We start from the raw sequence: 17,503 nt of genomic DNA on the forward strand, positions 1-17,503 counted from the left end.
CGTCAGGACCGGGTGCGGACCCGGCCGGCGAGCAGCGCTCCCAGCAGCGCCACCCCGGCCATCACCAGCAGGATCACCGCGAAGGCGCCGGGCGAGCCGGCGCCTTCGGCCTGTTCGTGGCCGGCCGCCGGGGCGCCGTCGCCCAGCGCCGCGAACAGCACCCCGGCGAGGCCCGTGAGCAGCACGTTGCCCAGCGCGTCGCTCATCTGCAGCGCGGCCGAGTTGGCGCCGGCGTCCTCCGGGGCGGAGAGCTTCATCATCAGCACGCTGACGCTCGCGATGGCCAGGCCCATCCCGACACCGCCGATCCCCCAGGCCACCGAGGCCACCCAGGCCGGCACCGCCGGGACCAGCACCAGCGCGGCGCCCGCGATCGCCAGCGCGGTCAGCAGGAAGCCGCCCCGGATCATCGCGCCGCGGTAGCGCTCGGCCCCCGGCCGGCCCTGCAGCCAGGAGCCCAGCGCCCAGGAGAGCCCGCCGCTGGTCAGGGTGAGCCCGGCCAGCGTCGGCGACAGGCCGCGCTGGGTGGTCATCATCAGCGGGATGAAGGCCTCGGCCGCGAAGAACGCCCCCGCCGCCACCCCGCGCAGCAGGATCACCGTCGGCAGCCCGCGCCCGGCCCGCAGGGTCCGCTTCGGCAGCAGCCCCAGGACGGCCGGCACCAGCAGCGCCGCCCCGGCGATCCCGGGGAGCAGGCCGATCAGGTCGCGGCGCTGGCCCGCGTACTGCAGCAGGCCCGCGCCGAGCGCCGCCATCGCGGCGAGCAGGGTGCGCCGGCGGTCGAAGTCCGCGCCCCTGAGCACCGGGTGGTCCCTCCCCCAGCCTCCGGCCGGGGGGACCCCCATGGAGCGGCGCAGTGCCGGGCCCATCACGGCCAGCGGCAGCAGGATCAGCACCGGGACGGCCAGGAAGACCCAGCGCCAGCCGAGCTGCTGGGTGACCGCCCCGGCGACCAGCGGGCCCACGATCGAGGGCAGCACCCAGGCCGAGGAGAAGGCCGCGAACACCGACGGCCGCAACCGCTCCGGATAGGCCCGGCCGACCACCACGTACAGCGCGACGATCACCAGCCCGCCGCCGAGGCCCTGGATCGCCCGCCCGGCCACGAACACCCACATCCCGGGCGCCGTCCCGGCCACCAGCAGGCCGGCGCCGAACACCGCGATGCCGGTGAACAGCGGCTGCAGCGGTCCGCGCCGGTCGCACCACTGGCCGGAGACGACCAGGGCGAACAGCGTGGTGGTGAAGTAGCCGGAGAAGGCGAAGGCGTACAGCCCGAGGCCGTCCAGCTGGCGGGCCGCCGTCGGCATCGCGGTGTTGACGGCCGTCGCCTCGAAGGCGATCACCAGGACCACCGAGACGATCCCCAGCGTCAGTGCGCGGAAGCGGCCGCTGAGCACCCCGCCGCCGGGATCGTCGTGGGGTATCGGTACCGGGTCGACCGAGGTGGGGGAGGCTGTGGTCATACGGAACATCGTAAGAGCCGTCCGCCCCGATGACCCCTGACCGGGGTCGGCGACCGGCTCGGCCGGTGCGGCACCGGTCAGTGCAGCACCTTGAGGCCCACCACGCCGGAGACGATCAGCAGCAGGCAGCCGATCCGGGCCACGGTCACCGCGTCCCCCAGGACGGCCATGCCGTAGAGCGCGGTGCCGACCGCACCGATGCCGACCCAGACCGCGTAGCCGGTGCCGATCGGAATGGTGCGCATCGCGTACGCCAGGCCGCCCATGCTGAACAGCAGCGCAACGCCGAAGACGAGGGTGGGAACGAGGCGGGAGAAGCCCTTGGACGATTCCAGGGCGACCGCCCAGACGGTCTCCAGGAGACCCGAGACGATCAGAACGAGCCAGGCCATGACGGCGATGCCTCCGCAGTCCACAGCGGCCGGGTTGCCGCTGAACTGCGCCGTCTTGTCGTCACCGGGTACGACGCGCTCGTCCGGGGTGGCGGGAATTCGCCACCGGCCTTCGACCGTAGCACACATTGCCACACAGAATTTACAAAACTTCGTTGACCCCCTTCCCCCGGATCCGCCACCATGAATTCACTGGCCGTGTGCCCGAGTGGCTCAGGGAACCGTCTGCAAAGCGGTTAACGCGGGTTCGATTCCCGCCACGGCCTCCACGAAAAGGAATTGCCGGCCGACCCGGAAAAGTCGACCGGCAATTCCTTTCCGCATTTCTCCGCTCAGGCGGTGACGGCGTCCTCCGCCCGGATCGGCAGCCGGCCGACCGGCAGGCCGGTGGCGGCGCGGACGGCCGCGGCGACGGCCGCCGGGGCGACCACCGCGGGGGCGGCACCGACCGCCTTGGCGCCGAACGGGGCGACCACGTCGCGCTCCTCCAGCAGCGCGGCGATCCGCACCTCGGGGGTGTCCAGCGCGGTCGGCAGCCGGTAGCCGGTGAGCGAGGGGTTCTGCAGCACACCGCCGGCGGTCTGCAGGTCCTCCAGCAGCGCCAGGCCCACGCCCTGGGCCACGCCCGCCTCGATCCGGTCCTCGATCTGCCGCGGGTTCAGCGCCCGGCCGACGTCCTGGGCGACCGTCATCTCGACCACCCGCACGGCGCCCAGCTCGATGTCCACGTCCACCACCGCGCGCATCGCGCAGAACGAGATGGAGACGAAGGCGTCGCCCTGCCCGGCCTCGTCCAGCGGCTCGGTGGGGTGCGGACGGCACTGGGCGGTGGCCCAGAGCTCTTTGCCCTCCAGCGCCTCGGCGACCGGCATGCCGAGCACCCCGTCGTAGGAGGTGATCTTGCCGTCGGCGATCTGCAGCAGCTCCGCCGACATCCCGAAGTTGGCCGCGATGGGCTGCAGCAGCTGGTGGCGGACCATCAGGGCGGCCCGCTCGACGGCACCGCCGGAGACCCAGGTGTGCCGACCGCGGGCCGAGGGCCCGGCGATCGACTGGTCGCTGTCGGCCGGCGCGATGTAGACCTCGCTGACCCCCAGCACGGTCTGCACGATCTGCCGGGCCAGCGTGGCGAAGCCCTGCCCGGAGTCGACGGCCGCGCAGATCACCGTGGCGTGGTCGCCGCTGACCCGCACGGTCGCGGTGGACACCTCGTCCTCGCCCTCGGCGCCCAGCATGTGCACCATGCCGACGGCGTAGCCGATGCCGCGCCGCACCGCCGCCGGGTCGCCCGCGCCGCCGGGCCCGCCGGGCAGCAGCCACTCGGCGTCCGGGTCGTCCACCGGCAGGGCCGGCAGCGGCTCGTCCGCGACCGCGTCCAGCAGCGCCCGCACCGGCGCCGGGCAGGTGACGGCCTGTCCGGTGGGCAGCGGGTCACCGGTGGACATCGCGTTGCGCCGGCGGATCTCCACCGGGTCCACGCCCACCCGGGCGGCCAGCTGGTCCAGCTGCGACTCGTAGGCGAAGCAGGCCTGCAGCGCGCCCTCGCCGCGCATCCGCCCGGCCGGCGGGTTGTTGGTGCGCACCGCCCAGGCGTCCACGAAGACGTTGGGGCAGAGGTACGGTCCGACCGAGAACGCCGTCGCGGCGGCCAGCGCCTCGGCGGAGACGTCCGCGTAGGCGCCGCCGTCCAGCAGGATCTGCGCCTCGACCTTCACCAACGTGCCCTCGGCGTCGGCGTGGTGGCGGTAGCGCAGCAGCGCGGGGTGGCGCGAGGCGTGGGTGTGGAAGGACTCCTCGCGGGTGAGCGTCATCTTCACCGGGCGGCCGGTGCGCAGCGCCAGCAGCGCCAGGGTGACCTGGAAGGAGAGGTCCTCGCGGTCGGTGGTGGCGCCGGGCACGCCGGTGACCACCAGCCGGACCCGGTCGGGCTCCAGGCCGAGGCAGGCGGCGGTGCGGTCGCGGTCGCCGTGCGGGTCGGTGGAGGACAGGTGCAGCTCGACGCCGCCGTCCGGGCGCGGCACCGCCAGCCCGGCCTCGGCGCCGAGCGGTGCCGGGTCCTGCCGGCCGACCTGGTAGAGGCCCTCGACGACGATCTCGCCGACCGCGTCCGGGTCCCCGGTGCGCAGCGGCAGGTGGCGGAAGAGGTTGCCGTCCGGGTGCAGCGCCGGAGCGGTGAAGGACTGCTCGGGGTCGGTCACGGGCTCCATGGGCTCGTAGTCGACCGCGATCAGACCGACCGCCAGCCGGGCGGTGTCCGGGTGGTCGGCGGCCACCGCGGCGATGGGCTCGCCGTGGTGGCGCACCACGCCGGCGGCCAGCACCGGCCGGTCGGCGACGACCGGGCCGGCCGGGGCGCCGTCAGGGGTGCCGTCCGGGCCGGGCGGCAGGTCGGCGGCGGTGACCACGGCGTGCACGCCGGGCAGCGCCAGCGCGGCCGAGGTGTCGATGCCCCGGATGCGGGCGTGCGGGTGCGGCGAGCGCAGCACCGCGCCCCACAGCAGCCCCTCGGCCCACAGGTCGGCCGCGTACGGGTAGATGCCGAGCGCCTTGGGCAGCGCGTCACTGCGCAGCGGGGAGCTGCCCAGTCCGAACGGCTCCGGTGCGCCGCCCTCGCCGCCGTCCTGCTGGAGTGCTGCGCCGATGTCGGTAGGCGACGTCATGATGCGTGGTCGTCCTCGGGGAGCCGGATGCCGTGGGCGGGGGTGGCGCCGTACGGGACGCCGGCCGGGGCACCGCCCTCGACCGGGGCACCGTGCGGGTGCGGGGCGTACGGGGTGCCGTGCGGCGGCGTGCCGTCGTGGACGGCGCCGGGCAGCGGGGTGCCGTGCGCGGGGGTCGGCTCGTAGACCGGGGCGTCGTAGCCGGTGTCGTACCCGGTGCCGTAGCCGTTCTGCTGCTGGTGGCCGTCCGGGTAGGGCAGGTAGGTGCCGTGGGCGGGGGTGCCCTGGTACGGCTGCTCGGGGTAGCCCTGCGGCGGGTAGTAGACCTGGTCGTCGGCGGTCTGGGTGGGGACGGCGCCCTGGACCTGGATCGGCACGGTGTCGTAGACGCCGGTGTCGTAGCCGCCCGACACGTCACCGTAGGGCATCCCGGCCGGAGCGTGGGGCTGCTCGACGGGCTGCGGAGCGACGGGGTGGGTCTCGGCGGGGTGGGCCGCGAGGTGCTGCGGCTCGACGTACTGCTGCTGCTCGGCGTACTGGGGCTCGACGTGCTGCGGCTCGACGTGCTGCGGCTCGACGGGCGGCTGCTCGGCGTACTGGGGCTCGGCGGGCGGCTGCGGGACGTGCTCGATCCAGGCGTCGGCGTCGGTGTAGACCGGCGGCTCGACGGCGGGCCGGGGTTCGGCGGGCAGCGCGGACAGGGCCTCGGCGGCCGCCTCGGCCGCCGGGTCGGCCGGTGCCCCGGTGGCGGTCTCCCCGGCCTGTGCGGCGGTGGCCTCGGCCGCCTCCTCCGCCTCCTCGGCCTCGACCGCACGGGCCTCCGCGACGGTCTGCACGGCGGCCAGCACGCCCTTGTAGCCGGTGCAGCGGCAGAGGTTGCCGCAGAGCGCCTGCCGGGCCTCGACGTCGGTGGGCCGGTGGTTGCGCTGGAGCAGGTCGTGCACCGCCATCGCCATGCCGGGGGTGCAGTAGCCGCACTGCACGGCGCCGGAGGCGGCCAGTGCCTGCTGGACGTCGCTCGCGCCGCCGCCGGCCGACAGGCCCTCGACGGTGTTGATCTCGCTGTCGGCGGCCAGCGCGGCGGGGACCAGGCAGCCGGCCACCAGCTGGCCGTCCACCTGGACCGAGCAGGCCCCGCACTCGCCCTGTTCGCAGCCGTCCTTGGCGCCGGCCAGGCCCAACCGCTCGCGCAGCACGTAGAGCAGGCTCTCGCCGATCCAGGCGTCGGTGACGGGCCGTTCGAAACCGTTGACCCGCAGCGTGTAGGAGGCGCACGGGCGCAGCTCGCGGCTGACCTGCGGGGAGAGGCCGAGCGGGTCGGCGTCGAGGGTCTCGATGGGGTCTGTGGTCACTTCAGCGCCCTTCCCAGTGCCCGTCGGGCCAGCACCGCTACGGTACGCCGCAGCCGAACGGCCGCCGCGGTCGGCCCCTCGGTCACGGCTTCCCAGGCCCCCTCGGCGCCGTAGTTGTCGGGGACGCAGGCAGTGGCCACGTACTCGCCGAAGGCGGCGTTCGCGGCCGGGTCGATCTCGCGGCTGCCGTCCCAGTCGATGCAGCCGGCCACCCAGGCCTCGGCCTCCAGCGGGCGCAGCGGCACCGGGGCGACGGCGCCGACGGCGCAGCGCACCGAGCGCCGGGCGGGGTCGAGGACGAGGGCGACGGAGGCGGTGGCGCGGGCCGGGCCGCTGCGTCCGGTGGCCTTGAGGAAGACCTGCGGGGCGTGCAGCAGCGGGACGCGCACCCAGGTGAGCAGTTCGCCGGGGCGGACCGGGTCGAGGCCGGTGAGCAGGTGGCTGACCGGTACCTCGCGGCTGGCGCCGGCCCGGGCGAGGGTGACGGTGGCCTCCAGCGCGGTGAGCACCGGGAGGGTGTCGCCGGCCGGGGCGGCGGTGACGATGTTGCCGCCGAGGGTGCCGACGTTGCGGACCTGCGGCGGTCCGGCGGTGCGGGCGGCGTCGGCGAGGGCGGGGATGAGCGCGGCGAAGTCGGGGCGGTCCATCCGGGCGTGGGTGAGTCCGGCGCCGAGCACGGCGGTGCCGCCGTCCTCGTAGCGCCAGCCGCGCAGTTCGGTGATCCGGCCGAGGCCGACCAGGGCGGCGGGGCGCAGCCGTCCGGCGTTGACGGCCTCCATGAGGTCGGTGGCTCCGGCCACCGGTACCGCGGCCGGGGCGGCGGCCAGCGCGTCGACGGCCTCGTCGAGCGAGGCCGGCAGCATGATCGTCCGGTTCACCTGGGTCCCACCGTGCTCCACTTGCTCATCGATCGCCTGCCGCCCGCGGCCTTGGGCCGTGGTGTCCGCGTCAGCAGCCCGGCCTGGCCCGTAGGGTACGGGCGATCGGGCCGGGTTGGGCAACTCTGGCACACAATGCTCGATGATCATTTCGGGGCCGGTGAACGGGACTGCCCGATTGGGACCGTTACCGGGCGGTATCTGCCCCGGCCCGGATGGGGCCGGGGCAGATGTTCATCTGTTCTTGACGTCCGACGACCACTCAGAAGTTCCCGGCGGGTGGCACCCGTGCCCGTCGCCGCCTCCGGTGGACAGCAGTGCGACGCCCCGGCGACGCCCTCGCCTACCGCACCGGCGGCGGGCCCTCGATCGGCCGGCCGGCCACCCCGGGGCGGCGCTGCCAGGGCAGCGGCCCGTCCGCCGGGCGGTACTCGACGCCGAGCGCGTCCAGCGCCTTCAGGTGCGTGGCCAGCCGCCGTTCGAAGCCGGCGAAGTCGCGCTCGGCCGGCCGGACCGGCAGCTCGGACCAGGCGACCTCGGCGAAGGCGACCAACCGGGGGAAGGCCCGGTAGTCGATGTCCCGGGCGCTGTCCGCGAACTCGCTCCACAGGTTGGCCTGGGTGCCGATCACGCGCCGCGCCGCGGCCCGGTCCAGCTCCGGGGGCACCGGCTCGAAGCGGTAGACGTCCTCCAGCGTGCGCACGAATCCGACCGGGATCGGCTCGTCCGGCCCGTCCGCCTGCCGGTGGTCGAAGTAGACGTGCTGCTCGGGGCACATCACCACGTCGTGCCCGGCCCTCGCGGCAGCGATCCCGCCGCCGAAGCCGCGCCACGAGGAGACGGCCGCGCCCGGGGCGAGCCCGCCCTCCAGGATCTCGTCCCAGCCGATCAGCCGGCGGCCGCGCTCGGCGAGCCAGCGGTCGAAGTGCCGGATGACGTGGCTCTGCAGCTCGTCCTCGTTGGCCAGGCCCAGCTCGCGGATCCGGGCCTGGGCGGCGGCGCTGTCCTTCCACTGCTCCTTGGGGCACTCGTCGCCGCCGAGGTGGACGAACTCGGACGGGAAGAGCTCCAGCACCTCCTCCAGCACCCCCTCGAAGAAGCGCAGGGCCTCCTCGGAGGCGTTGAGCACGTGGTGGCTCACCCCCCAGTCCGTCCAGACGCCGAGCGCGGTGGTGTCCACCACGTCGGTGTTGCCCAGTTCGGGGTAGGCGGCGACGGCGGCCTGGGTGTGGCCGGGCAGGTCGATCTCCGGGACGACGGTCACCCCGCGCGCGGCCGCGTACGCGACGATCTCGCGCAGGTCGTCCTGGGTGTAGTAGCCGCCGTGCGGGCGGTCGTCGCGCCGCTGACCGGAGCGGTAGCCGACCATCGAGCGTTCCCGCCAGGCACCCCGCCGGGTCAGCCTCGGGTAGCGCTTGATCTCCACCCGCCAGCCCTGGTCGTCGGTCAGGTGCAGGTGCAGCACGTTGAGCTTGTGCGCGGCCAGCAGGTCGACGAAGCGCAGCACGTCCGCCTTGGGCAGGAAGTGCCGGGCGACGTCGAGCAGCGCGCCGCGCCAGCCGAACCGGGGTGCGTCCTCGATGTCGGCGCCGGGCAGCACCCAGCCCTCGTGGCGCAGCGGCGACCGCCGGTAGGCGTCCGGCCCGAGCAGCTGCCGCAGGGTCTGCGCGGCCCAGAGCGCGCCCGCCGGGCCGCCCGCGGCGAGCAGCGCGTGGCCGGGGCGCACCGTGATCCGGTACGCCTCGGCGGCGAGCGCGTCGTCCCGGACCAGTTCGATGCCCGCGCCCGGCCGGCCGGGGCCCAGGGGCAGCCCGGTGGCGGCGGACAGCGTGCCGCGCAGCCAGCGCTCGGCGTCGGCCAGCGCGGGCGGTGCGGTCAGCGTGGTGGCGGCGTCGAGCCGGAAGTCCTCGTCCGGGCGGCGGACGGCACTCGAAGGTGCGGGAATGAGGTCCATTCCGACATCCTGCCCACGCCCGGAACGATTGGCATAGACCACCGCGCGATCGCGGTGCCATGCAAAACGGCCCTGCGGGACCGCGGACTACTTGTTGTCGCCGTCGCCGCCCTGCGGCTTGCCGATGCCGTCGTAGATCTCCTTGCACATCGGGCAGACCGGGTACTTCTTCGGGTCGCGCCCGGGCACCCACACCTTGCCGCACAGCGCCACCACGGGAGACCCGGAGAGGGCGCTCTCCATGATCTTGTCCTTCTGGACGTAGTGCGCGAAGCGCTCGTGGTCGCCGTCCCCGTTGGACACCTGCGGGACGGGCTCGACCAGGGTGCCGGTGCCGAGGCCGCGCTCGGGCTCAAGAGTGCTCATGAGTGCCAAGTCTATGGGCGCCCCGGGAAACCGGGCCAGTGTCGCGCCGCGGGGCCCGTTCCTCAGTTCATCGTGGGGTCGTCCGGGTAGGTCGCCAGCAGGGCGAGCGGACCGCGCTGGCGGCGCAGCACCGAGCGCCACAGCCGCTCCGGCTCGGGGCTGGAGACGTCCCCCGGCTCGCAGTCCACCAGGAACCAGGCGCCGCTCTCCAGCTCGGCCTCCAGCTGCCCGGGCGACCAGCCGGCGTACCCGGCGAAGATCCGCAGGCTGCCCAGTTCGCCCGCCAGCACCTCGGGCGGCGCCTCCAGGTCCACCAGGCCGATCGCGCCGTGCACCCGCCGCCAGCCCAGCGGCTCGCCGGTGCCGGGCTCCCCGGGCGCCACGGCGAGGCCGAGCGCCGAGTCCAGCGCCACCGGCCCGCCCTGGAACACCACGGCCGGTTGCCCGACGAGCCTGCCCCAGCCGTCCAGCACGGCGCCCACCTCGACCGGCGTCGGCCGGTTGAGGACCACACCGAGCGCCCCCTCGGCGTCGTGGTCGAGGAGGAGCACCACCGCCCGCGCGAAGTTCGGGTCGGTGAGCAGGGGCGTCGCGACGAGCAGACGGCCGGTGTGGGACCGGCCTCCGTGCGAATGGGCCGCCGTCATGCCTCACATGATCCCGCAGAACGGCCGCTCGGACACCGCAACGCGCGAAACCCCGCCACGCCGCACGAACACCCGTACGGGCGCACCGGCGGGCGCCGCCGACCCCGGAGAGAGCACCATCACGGGAGAGGCTCACGGGAACCATCGGGACGCCCACTACCATCTACGTCTGGTGGACGCCCTTATGCGGTGCCGACTCGGTCACGCCGGGGGCCCGAACGCGCCCGTACGACCGGTCCACCACCGGCTCTCTACCGGAGCCCTTCCCCGACTCCTCTGGCACCCCGGATTGCGAGAACGATGACCGACGACGTCCTGCTGGTCCACGGCGGAAACCCGCTCGAAGGCGAGATCCGCGTCCGCGGTGCGAAGAACCTGGTTCCCAAGGCCATGGTCGCCGCCCTGCTCGGCCAGGGCCCCAGCAGACTGCGAAACGTCCCGGACATCCGCGACGTCAAGGTGGTTCGCGGTCTGCTGCAGCTGCACGGCGTGACGGTGCGCGCCGGCGACGAGGACGGCGAGCTGATCCTCGACCCCTCGCACGTCGAGAGCGCCAATGTCGCCGACATCGACGCACACGCCGGTTCCTCGCGGATTCCGATCCTCTTCTGCGGCCCGCTGCTGCACCGCCTCGGCCACGCCTTCATCCCGGGCCTCGGCGGCTGCGACATCGGCGGCCGCCCGGTCGACTTCCACTTCGAGGTGCTGCGCCAGTTCGGCGCCACCATCGAGAAGCACCCGCAGGGCACCTACCTGGTCGCCCCGCAGCGCCTGCGCGGCACCAAGATCGAGCTGCCCTACCCCTCGGTCGGCGCGACCGAGCAGGTGCTCCTCACCGCGGTGCTCGCCGAGGGCGTCACCGAGCTGCGCAACGCGGCCATCGAGCCGGAGATCGTCGACCTGATCTGCGTCCTGCAGAAGATGGGCTCGATCATCACGCTGGGCACCGACCGGACCATCCTGATCACCGGTGTGGACGAGCTGAACGGCTACACCCACCGTGCGCTGCCGGACCGCCTGGAGGCCGCTTCCTGGGCCTGCGCGGCGCTCGCCACCAAGGGCGACATCTACGTCCGCGGCGCCCGCCAGCTGGAGATGATGACCTTCCTCAACACCTTCCGGAAGGTCGGCGGCGCCTTCGAGGTGGACGACGAGGGCATCCGCTTCTGGCACCCGGGCGGCGAGCTCAAGGCGATCGCCCTGGAGACCGACGTGCACCCCGGCTTCCAGACCGACTGGCAGCAGCCGCTGGTCGTCGCGCTGACCCAGGCCACCGGCCTGTCCATCGTCCACGAGACGGTGTACGAGTCGCGGCTCGGGTTCACCGGTGCGCTGAACCAGATGGGCGCGCACATCCAGCTCTACCGCGAGTGCCTGGGCGGCACCCCGTGCCGCTTCGGCGCCCGGAACTTCCTGCACTCCGCGGTCGTCTCCGGCCCCTCCAAGCTGATGGGCTCCGAGCTGGTCATCCCGGACCTGCGCGGCGGCTTCTCGTACCTGATCGCGGCGCTGGCGGCCGAGGGCACCTCGACCGTGCACGGCATCGACCTGATCAACCGCGGCTACGAGAACTTCATGGACAAGCTCCGTGACCTCGGCGCCCACGTCGAGCTGCCCAGCGAGCAGCTGGTCGACGCCTGATCAGCGGTCCGGCACACGGCGAGAGGCCGGGCTCCCCACGCGGGGAGCCCGGCCTCTCGGGCGTTCAAGGGGTGGCTCAGGCAGCGCCCTTGGCGGCTTCCTTCAGCTTGGAGCCGGCGCTCACCTTGGCGCTGTAGCCCGCGGCGATCTGGATCGGCTCGCCGGTCTGCGGGTTGCGGGCGGTGCGGGCAGCGCGGTGGGTGCGCTCGAAGGTCAGGAAACCGGGGATGGTGACCTTCTCGTCGCCCTTGGCGACGACCTCGCCGACGATCTCGGCGAAGGCGGCCAGAACGGCGTCGGCGTCCTTGCGGGTCACCTCGGCGCGCTCGGACAGCGCGGCCACCAGCTCACTGCGGTTCATGTGTACTCCTGTGGTCTGTTCGCTTGCGGTGTGCGGGGGCCCATCGGTGCTCCCACCGGGGGGCACCCGGATGGGCCGCAGGTCCGCACACTGTGCTCATGCAGGCAATGCGTGGTCGCAGGCCGGGTCCGTACCCGATGCCGCGCGCCGGAGCCTTCGAAGGCCCGCCCGCCCGCCTGGATACGAATCCTGCCCCGACCGGCCCCGAGAAAGCCAATCGGGCCCCGGCCGGGCCACCCGAACAACGCCCGCCCGTTGGAGGTGTGACGCTCCGTCGGCTCCGGCGGACCGGGCGCGGGCGGCGGTCGGGACGACTCGCCGGAAGACCAGGGGGACGTTCCGTACTTGTCGGACACGCCTGCCCCGTGCAGGGCTACCGTACGCCCTACGACTGACAAGCCCAAACACGCCCCTCGCCCTTGTGTCGCAAGGGTTCGGGGCGGGCTGGGCGGGTATGACCGCTATTCGTGCGTTTGAGCGACCGACGACACGTCCGCCGGTCCGGTCGTCAGAGCTTGACGGTGGGGAAGGCGGAGGTGTCCAGGGTGCCCACGATGCCCGGGGTCGGACGGGCCGGCGCGGGGGCCTCCTGACCGCCCGCCAGGGCCGCCTCGCGCACCGCGGCGGCGACGGTCTTGGCGACGTCCTTGTGGAAGACGCTCGGGATGATGTAGTTCGCGTTCAGCTCGTCGTCGGCGACTGTGGTGGCCAGCGCCCGGGCGGCGGCGATCATCATCTCGGTGTTGACCGTACGGCTCTGGGCGTCCAGCAGGCCGCGGAAGACGCCCGGGAAGACCAGCACGTTGTTGATCTGGTTGGGGAAGTCGCTGCGGCCGGTGGCGACCACGGCGGCGGTCTGCCGGGCGATCCCGGGGTCGACCTCCGGGTCCGGGTTGGCCAGCGCGAAGACGATCGCATCGGGGGCCATGGTGGCCAGGTCGTCGCCGTCCAGGACGTTCGGGGCCGAGACGCCGATGAAGACGTCCGCACCCGCCACGGCCTCCTTGAGGCTGCCGGTGCGGCCCGAGCGGTTGGTGTGCTCGGCGATCCACCGCAGGTTGTCGTTGAGGTCCTCACGGCCCTGGTGGACCACGCCGTGCACGTCCGCCACGGTGGCGTGCTCGACGCCGGCCGCCATCAGCAGCTTGAGGATCGCGGTGCCCGCGGCGCCGGCGCCCGACATCACCACGCGGATGTCGGCGATCTCCTTGCCGACCACCTTGAGCGCGTTGGTGAGGGCGGCCAGCACCACGATCGCGGTGCCGTGCTGGTCGTCGTGGAAGACCGGGATGTCCAGGGCCTCGCGCAGCCGGGCCTCGATCTCGAAGCAGCGCGGCGCGGAGATGTCCTCCAGGTTGATCCCGGCGAAGCCCGGGGCGATCGCCTTGACGATCGCGACGATCTCGTCGGTGTCCTGGGTGTCCAGGCAGATCGGCCAGGCGTCGATCCCGGCGAAGCGCTTGAAGAGGGCCGCCTTGCCCTCCATGACCGGCAGCGCGGCCGCCGGGCCGATGTTGCCCAGGCCCAGCACCGCCGAGCCGTCGGTGACCACGGCGACGCTGTTGCGCTTGATGGTGAGGCGGCGGGCGTCCTCGGGGTTCTCGGCGATCGCCATGCAGACCCGCGCGACACCCGGGGTGTAGATCATGCTGAGGTCGTCACGGTTGCGGATCGGCAGCTTGGACGACATCTCGATCTTGCCGCCGAGGTGCATCAGGAAGGTGCGGTCCGAGACCTTGCCGATCGACACGCCGTCGATCGCCCGGAGCTTCTCGACGATCTCCTCGCCGTGCGCGACCGAGGAAGCCGCCACCGTGACGTCGATCCGCAGCGCCTCCAGGCCGGAGGCGGTGACGTCGAGGCCGGTCACCGATCCGCCGGAGGACTCCACGGCCGTGGTGATCGCGCTGACGGCGTTGCCCCGGGCCGGGACCTCCAGCCGTACCGTGATCGAGTTGGAGACACTGGGCACCGTCGCCATCGACGCTTCCTTCTTCCGTCTGTCCCGCAGGCTCAACATTTTGTTGAAGGCATCGCCTGCGCATGCTAGACCTCGATCGTCGCACCTTCCAAGGGGTAGCCAGAAATATCGTTCATTGAGTGTGCGGATCCGACAATCCGGCCGGCTCCCGCCGACCTTCCGCCGACCTTCCGCCGCCGACTCCTTGCCTCTCCGGGCCGATGCGTTACATTGGACGGGCACCGGCTCGATCCAAGCCCCCGGGCCCAACCTTCGTCCCTTCGAGGGACCACTTGCCGCGAGGCGAGCATGGCGGGTCGGTGTACTAAACGTCTGAAGGCCCCTCACCGAAGCGGTGGGGGGCCTTCTTCCGTGGCTCCGACAGGGTCCGTCAGCTGCCGTCAGCCGTTTGCAGCAGCGCGGGCACGCCGGCCGCGTCCGGCAGGTCGTCCGGGCCGGACAGCACGGTCAGCCGCTGGGTCGCGCGGGTCAGCGCGACGTACAGCACCCGCAGGCCGGCCTCCGACTCGCCGGCGATGCCGGTCGGGTCGGCCACCACCGTCGCGTCGTACTCCAGGCCCTTCGCCTCCAGGCTGCCCAGCGGCACCACGCGCTCGCCCAGGCCCTCGGCCCAGCCGGCCGCCTCGGCCCGGCGGTCCATCGGCACGACGATCGCCACGGTGCCGTCCACCTCGGCCAGCAGCCGCTCCAGCTCCGCCGTGGCGGCCTTGCCGAACGCCGCCGGCGAGGGATCGGTGACGGCCGCGAAGCGCGGCTCCACGCCGACGTGGCGGACCGCGCTCGGCGAGGGCGTGCCCGGCGCGGCCAGCGCCAGCACCTTGGCCGCGACCTCGGCGATCTCGGCCGGGTTGCGGTAGTTCACGGTCAGCGTGAAGCGGCGGCGCGGCTTGCCGGACAGCACCTCGTCCAGCGCGGACTGGGCCTCCTGCGGGAACGGCCAGGAGGACTGCGCCGGGTCCCCGACGATCGTCCAGGTGGCCATCCGGGCCCGGCGGCCGATCATCCGCCACTGCATCGGGGTGAGGTCCTGGGCCTCGTCCACGATGATGTGGGCGTACTCCTTGCGCTCCACCGGCTGGCGCTCGCGCTGGCGGGTGGAGCGGTCGGCGAAGGTGGTGACCTCCTCCAGACCGGTCAGCAGGTCCATCGCGTCCACCTCGCGGACCTTCGGCCGGGACGGCTCGCCGAGCAGCACCTGGAGTTCGTCCACCAGCGCGACGTCGTGCGCGGACAGCGCCCCCTCGCCCTCCGGGGACAGGTGGCGCCAGGAGGCGGCCAGCAGCCGCGCCTCGTCCGGCGTGACGACGCGGCGCGCGATCCGGTTGATGTGACGGTGCTGCTTGAGCGTGCCCAGCACCCGCCGCGGGGTCACGGCGGGCCACCAGGCGTCCAGGAAGTCCAGGAACGGCGCCTCGTCCGAGACGTACTCGTCGAAGCTCTCCTTCTCCTCCTGACGCTGCTCCCGGGCGTAGTGGTCGGCGGGCTTCGGGAGGCCCTTGACGACCTCCTGCCACAGGGCGTCCAGCAGCAGCCGACGGGCCCGCGGACGCAGCAGGTTCAGCGGGGTGCCGCCGGAGCCCACCACGTTGCCGCGGACGGCCTTCAGCCGGCCCGCGTCGAGCTTCAGCACCTCGCCGCGGGCGACGACCTTCAGCTCCTGCGGCGCGCCCAGCTCCAGCGCCGCCCGGGCGGCCCGGCGCAGCAGCTGCGCCATCCGGGCCGAGCCCTTGACCCGGGCCGCCTCGGGGGTGTCGTAGGTGCCCGCCTCGATGCCGTCCACCAGGGAGCCGACGGCCCGGATGGCGACCTGGCCCTCCTCGCCGAGCGAGGGCAGCACGCCCTCGGTGTAGGAGACCAGCAGCGGGGTCGGCGAGACGACCAGGATGCCCCCGGCGTAGCGGCGGCGGTCCTGGTACAGCAGGTAGGCGGCGCGGTGCAGGGCGACGGCGGTCTTGCCGGTGCCGGGGCCGCCGGTGACGAGGGTGGCCCCGGCCGCGGCGGCCCGGATCACCTCGTCCTGTTCCTTCTGGATCGAGGAGACGATGTCGCGCATCGAGTGGCTGCGGGCGCGGCCCAGCGAGGCCATCAGCGCGCCGTCGCCGACCACGGCCAGCTCCTCGCCGTCCAGGGTCGGGGTGAGGTCGGGGCGCAGCAGGTCGTCCTCGACGCCGATCACCTTGCGGCCCTTGGAGCGGATCACCCGGCGGCGGATGACCCGGCCGGGCTCGACCGGGGTGGCGCGGTAGAACGGGGCGGCGGCGGGCGCGCGCCAGTCGATCACCAGCGGGCCGTACTCGGCGTCCAGCACGCCCAGGCGGCCGATGTGGAGGGTCTCGGCGACGGCCGGGTCGGCCGGGTCCATCGGGGTGTTCGAGGGGATGCCGTGCTCCTCCGGGGCGTCCGCCTGCTGGAGGTCGATCCGGCCGAAGAGGAAGTCCTCGAACTCGTTGTTGAGGCGCTGGAGGTGCGCGCCGGCCCGGTAGACCTGGGCGTCGCGCTCGGCGAGCGCGCCCGGGGTGCCGACCTGGACCCGCTTGGCGGCGTCCTCCAGGATGTACTCGGCCTCGGCGAGCTTCTCCTCCAACCGGTGGTAGACGGTGTCGAGGTGCTGCTGCTCACCGGCGATCTCGCGCTCGCGGACGGTCTCGTGATCGGCGGTGGGGGTGGTGTCCGTGTTGCTCATGGCCTCGGTGGTTGCGGCGGAATCCGGCTCCGGAAAACGAGCGGACGGATGATCCTACGCCGCGACCCCCGGGGCGCGCTGCTCCGGAACGTACAAAAGTTGAAGGCCGCCCTCCGCGGAGCGGTGGACGGCCTTCGGTGTGAACATGGGGTGGTGGAGATGCCGGGAATCGAACCCGGGTCCAGTGGAGTTAATTCAGGGCTTCTCCGAGCGCAGTCCGCTGTGATTTTCTCGGCCCTGGCGGTCACGCGGACAAGCCGCCAACAGGCCCAGCTGCTGTTTGATTTCCCGTCCACCCCCGCAGCCCGGGTGGACGGTTGAGTTCCCTAGATTATGCCAGGGTCCGGGTCGGGAACTCCCCGGTCTGACACCCAAGCGCTATCGGTGCTTATTAGGCAGCGAGAGCGAACTGCTGGGAATCGCGCTTAGAGTTGGCGATTATTTTTTTGCGACACGTGGTTTACGAGATCATTGCCGCGTTCCTCGGCTCGCTTCCCCTGTTTCAACATCCCCTGTCGAAACCGATCATCCCCATGTTTTTTTGAGAAACAGCTCGGACGGTGACCGTCCGTGTTGCTTGCGCCATAGTACGCGAGGCGACGGGCGAGGGTCCAGCGGATTAACCCTGGCGCCGCCGCGCCGCCGCCACCGCGCGGGCCGTCTCGCGGGTGTCCTGCTTCTCGCGGAGCGTCTGGCGCTTGTCGTACAGCTTCTTGCCGACGGCGAGCGCGAGCTCCAGCTTGACCCGGCCGTCCTTGAAGTACAGCGACAGCGGGATCAGGGTGTGGCCCGCGTCGCGGACCTTGGTCTCGATCTTGCGGATCTCCAGCTTGTGCAGCAGCAGCTTGCGCTTGCGCCGGGCCGCGTGGTTGGTCCACGTCCCCTGGGTGTACTCGGGGATGAAGACGTTGTCGATCCACGCCTCGTGGTTCTGGATGTAGGCGTAGCCGTCGACCAGGTTGGCCCGCCCCTCGCGCAGCGACTTGACCTCGGTGCCGGTGAGTACGAGGCCGCACTCGTAGGTGTCGAGGATCGTGTACTCGTGCCGCGCCTTCTTGTTCTGCGCGATCAGCTTGTGTCCGGTTTCCTTTGCCATAGCGCGGTCATTCTCGCACTTCGGGG

At 73.0% G+C, this 17,503-nt stretch carries 12 protein-coding genes, 1 tRNA gene, 1 other RNA gene, 1 pseudogene and 1 riboswitch; of the genes and pseudogenes, 2 read left to right on the top strand and 13 right to left on the bottom strand.

Annotated features, from left to right (window positions below; genetic code table 11):
* Positions 1-2: 2 nt before the first annotated feature.
* Both ACZ7KX_RS28655 and ACZ7KX_RS28660 read right to left on the bottom strand, forming a co-directional pair.
* A complete protein-coding gene (locus tag ACZ7KX_RS28655) occupies positions 3-1,466 on the bottom strand; it encodes an MFS transporter (protein WP_470328975.1) in 1,464 nt (487 codons plus the stop codon).
* 77 nt (positions 1,467-1,543) lie between these two features.
* A complete protein-coding gene (locus ACZ7KX_RS28660) occupies positions 1,544-1,858 on the bottom strand; it encodes a DMT family transporter (RefSeq protein WP_470328976.1) in 315 nt (104 codons plus the stop codon).
* 44 nt (positions 1,859-1,902) lie between these two features.
* A riboswitch (guanidine-III (ykkC-III) riboswitch) is annotated at positions 1,903-1,968 on the bottom strand.
* An 84-nt stretch (positions 1,969-2,052) separates the two neighbouring features.
* On the opposite strand from ACZ7KX_RS28660, the gene ACZ7KX_RS28665 reads away from it, so the two are divergent.
* A tRNA-Cys gene (locus ACZ7KX_RS28665) sits at positions 2,053-2,127 on the top strand.
* Between the two features lie 63 nt (positions 2,128-2,190).
* On the opposite strand, the gene ACZ7KX_RS28670 is transcribed toward ACZ7KX_RS28665, so the two are convergent.
* From ACZ7KX_RS28670 to ACZ7KX_RS28695, 6 genes and pseudogenes are all read right to left on the bottom strand, one after another.
* Complete coding sequence (locus ACZ7KX_RS28670; protein ID WP_470328977.1) at positions 2,191-4,518, bottom strand: xanthine dehydrogenase family protein molybdopterin-binding subunit; 2,328 nt, start codon at positions 4,516-4,518, stop codon at positions 2,191-2,193.
* A gap of 746 nt (positions 4,519-5,264) precedes the next feature.
* Positions 5,265-5,795 (bottom strand): annotated as a pseudogene (locus ACZ7KX_RS28675) ((2Fe-2S)-binding protein); the annotation flags it as partial.
* Positions 5,796-5,866: 71 nt separating this feature from the next.
* Positions 5,867-6,733 (bottom strand): FAD binding domain-containing protein, encoded by an 867-nt coding sequence (locus ACZ7KX_RS28680; protein ID WP_229928822.1) that lies wholly within the window; start codon positions 6,731-6,733, stop codon positions 5,867-5,869.
* 358 nt (positions 6,734-7,091) lie between these two features.
* On the bottom strand, positions 7,092-8,702 hold the full coding sequence (locus tag ACZ7KX_RS28685; RefSeq protein ID WP_470328978.1) for a beta-N-acetylhexosaminidase: 1,611 nt from the start codon (positions 8,700-8,702) through the stop codon (positions 7,092-7,094).
* Positions 8,703-8,789: 87 nt separating this feature from the next.
* Entirely contained in the window at positions 8,790-9,068 is a 279-nt protein-coding gene (locus ACZ7KX_RS28690) for a DUF3039 domain-containing protein (protein ID WP_224282582.1), read from the bottom strand.
* Between the two features lie 62 nt (positions 9,069-9,130).
* Positions 9,131-9,715: a YqgE/AlgH family protein gene (locus ACZ7KX_RS28695; RefSeq protein WP_350521772.1), complete on the bottom strand. Its 585-nt coding sequence runs from the start codon at positions 9,713-9,715 to the stop codon at positions 9,131-9,133.
* Between the two features lie 300 nt (positions 9,716-10,015).
* On the opposite strand from ACZ7KX_RS28695, the gene murA reads away from it, so the two are divergent.
* Positions 10,016-11,356, top strand: coding sequence for a UDP-N-acetylglucosamine 1-carboxyvinyltransferase (gene murA / locus ACZ7KX_RS28700; RefSeq protein ID WP_396550533.1), 1,341 nt, complete (start codon positions 10,016-10,018; stop codon positions 11,354-11,356).
* A gap of 76 nt (positions 11,357-11,432) precedes the next feature.
* Here murA and ACZ7KX_RS28705 read toward each other — a convergent pair whose 3' ends face one another.
* From ACZ7KX_RS28705 to smpB, 5 genes are all read right to left on the bottom strand, one after another.
* The gene (locus ACZ7KX_RS28705; protein ID WP_030242980.1) at positions 11,433-11,717 is read right to left on the bottom strand and encodes an HU family DNA-binding protein; all 285 of its coding nucleotides are present in this window, start codon (positions 11,715-11,717) and stop codon (positions 11,433-11,435) included.
* Between the two features lie 508 nt (positions 11,718-12,225).
* Positions 12,226-13,698, bottom strand: a complete 1,473-nt coding sequence (locus tag ACZ7KX_RS28710; protein ID WP_470328979.1) for an NAD-dependent malic enzyme — start codon at positions 13,696-13,698, stop codon at positions 12,226-12,228.
* A 370-nt stretch (positions 13,699-14,068) separates the two neighbouring features.
* A complete protein-coding gene (locus tag ACZ7KX_RS28715; protein WP_470328980.1) occupies positions 14,069-16,381 on the bottom strand; it encodes a HelD family protein in 2,313 nt (770 codons plus the stop codon).
* Between the two features lie 151 nt (positions 16,382-16,532).
* Positions 16,533-16,914, bottom strand: a transfer-messenger RNA (tmRNA) gene (gene ssrA / locus ACZ7KX_RS28720).
* Positions 16,915-17,000: 86 nt separating this feature from the next.
* A complete protein-coding gene (smpB, locus tag ACZ7KX_RS28725) occupies positions 17,001-17,477 on the bottom strand; it encodes an SsrA-binding protein SmpB (protein ID WP_396550530.1) in 477 nt (158 codons plus the stop codon).
* Between the last annotated feature and the right edge of the window lie 26 nt (positions 17,478-17,503).

It is taken from the genome of Kitasatospora sp. NPDC038210, assembly GCF_055600605.1.

What these genes read in the sequence shown, in the direction of transcription:
- ACZ7KX_RS28655 (WP_470328975.1), bottom strand. Translation starts at nt 1,466, where the DNA reads ATGACCACAGCCTCCCCCACCTCGGTCGACCCGGTACCGATACCCCAC.
- ACZ7KX_RS28660 (WP_470328976.1), bottom strand. Translation starts at nt 1,858, where the DNA reads ATGGCCTGGCTCGTTCTGATCGTCTCGGGTCTCCTGGAGACCGTCTGG.
- ACZ7KX_RS28670 (WP_470328977.1), bottom strand. Translation starts at nt 4,518, where the DNA reads ATGACGTCGCCTACCGACATCGGCGCAGCACTCCAGCAGGACGGCGGC.
- ACZ7KX_RS28680 (WP_229928822.1), bottom strand. Translation starts at nt 6,733, where the DNA reads ATGCTGCCGGCCTCGCTCGACGAGGCCGTCGACGCGCTGGCCGCCGCC.
- ACZ7KX_RS28685 (WP_470328978.1), bottom strand. Translation starts at nt 8,702, where the DNA reads ATGGACCTCATTCCCGCACCTTCGAGTGCCGTCCGCCGCCCGGACGAG.
- ACZ7KX_RS28690 (WP_224282582.1), bottom strand. Translation starts at nt 9,068, where the DNA reads ATGAGCACTCTTGAGCCCGAGCGCGGCCTCGGCACCGGCACCCTGGTC.
- ACZ7KX_RS28695 (WP_350521772.1), bottom strand. Translation starts at nt 9,715, where the DNA reads ATGACGGCGGCCCATTCGCACGGAGGCCGGTCCCACACCGGCCGTCTG.
- murA (WP_396550533.1), top strand. Translation starts at nt 10,016, where the DNA reads ATGACCGACGACGTCCTGCTGGTCCACGGCGGAAACCCGCTCGAAGGC.
- ACZ7KX_RS28705 (WP_030242980.1), bottom strand. Translation starts at nt 11,717, where the DNA reads ATGAACCGCAGTGAGCTGGTGGCCGCGCTGTCCGAGCGCGCCGAGGTG.
- ACZ7KX_RS28710 (WP_470328979.1), bottom strand. Translation starts at nt 13,698, where the DNA reads ATGGCGACGGTGCCCAGTGTCTCCAACTCGATCACGGTACGGCTGGAG.
- ACZ7KX_RS28715 (WP_470328980.1), bottom strand. Translation starts at nt 16,381, where the DNA reads ATGAGCAACACGGACACCACCCCCACCGCCGATCACGAGACCGTCCGC.
- smpB (WP_396550530.1), bottom strand. Translation starts at nt 17,477, where the DNA reads ATGGCAAAGGAAACCGGACACAAGCTGATCGCGCAGAACAAGAAGGCG.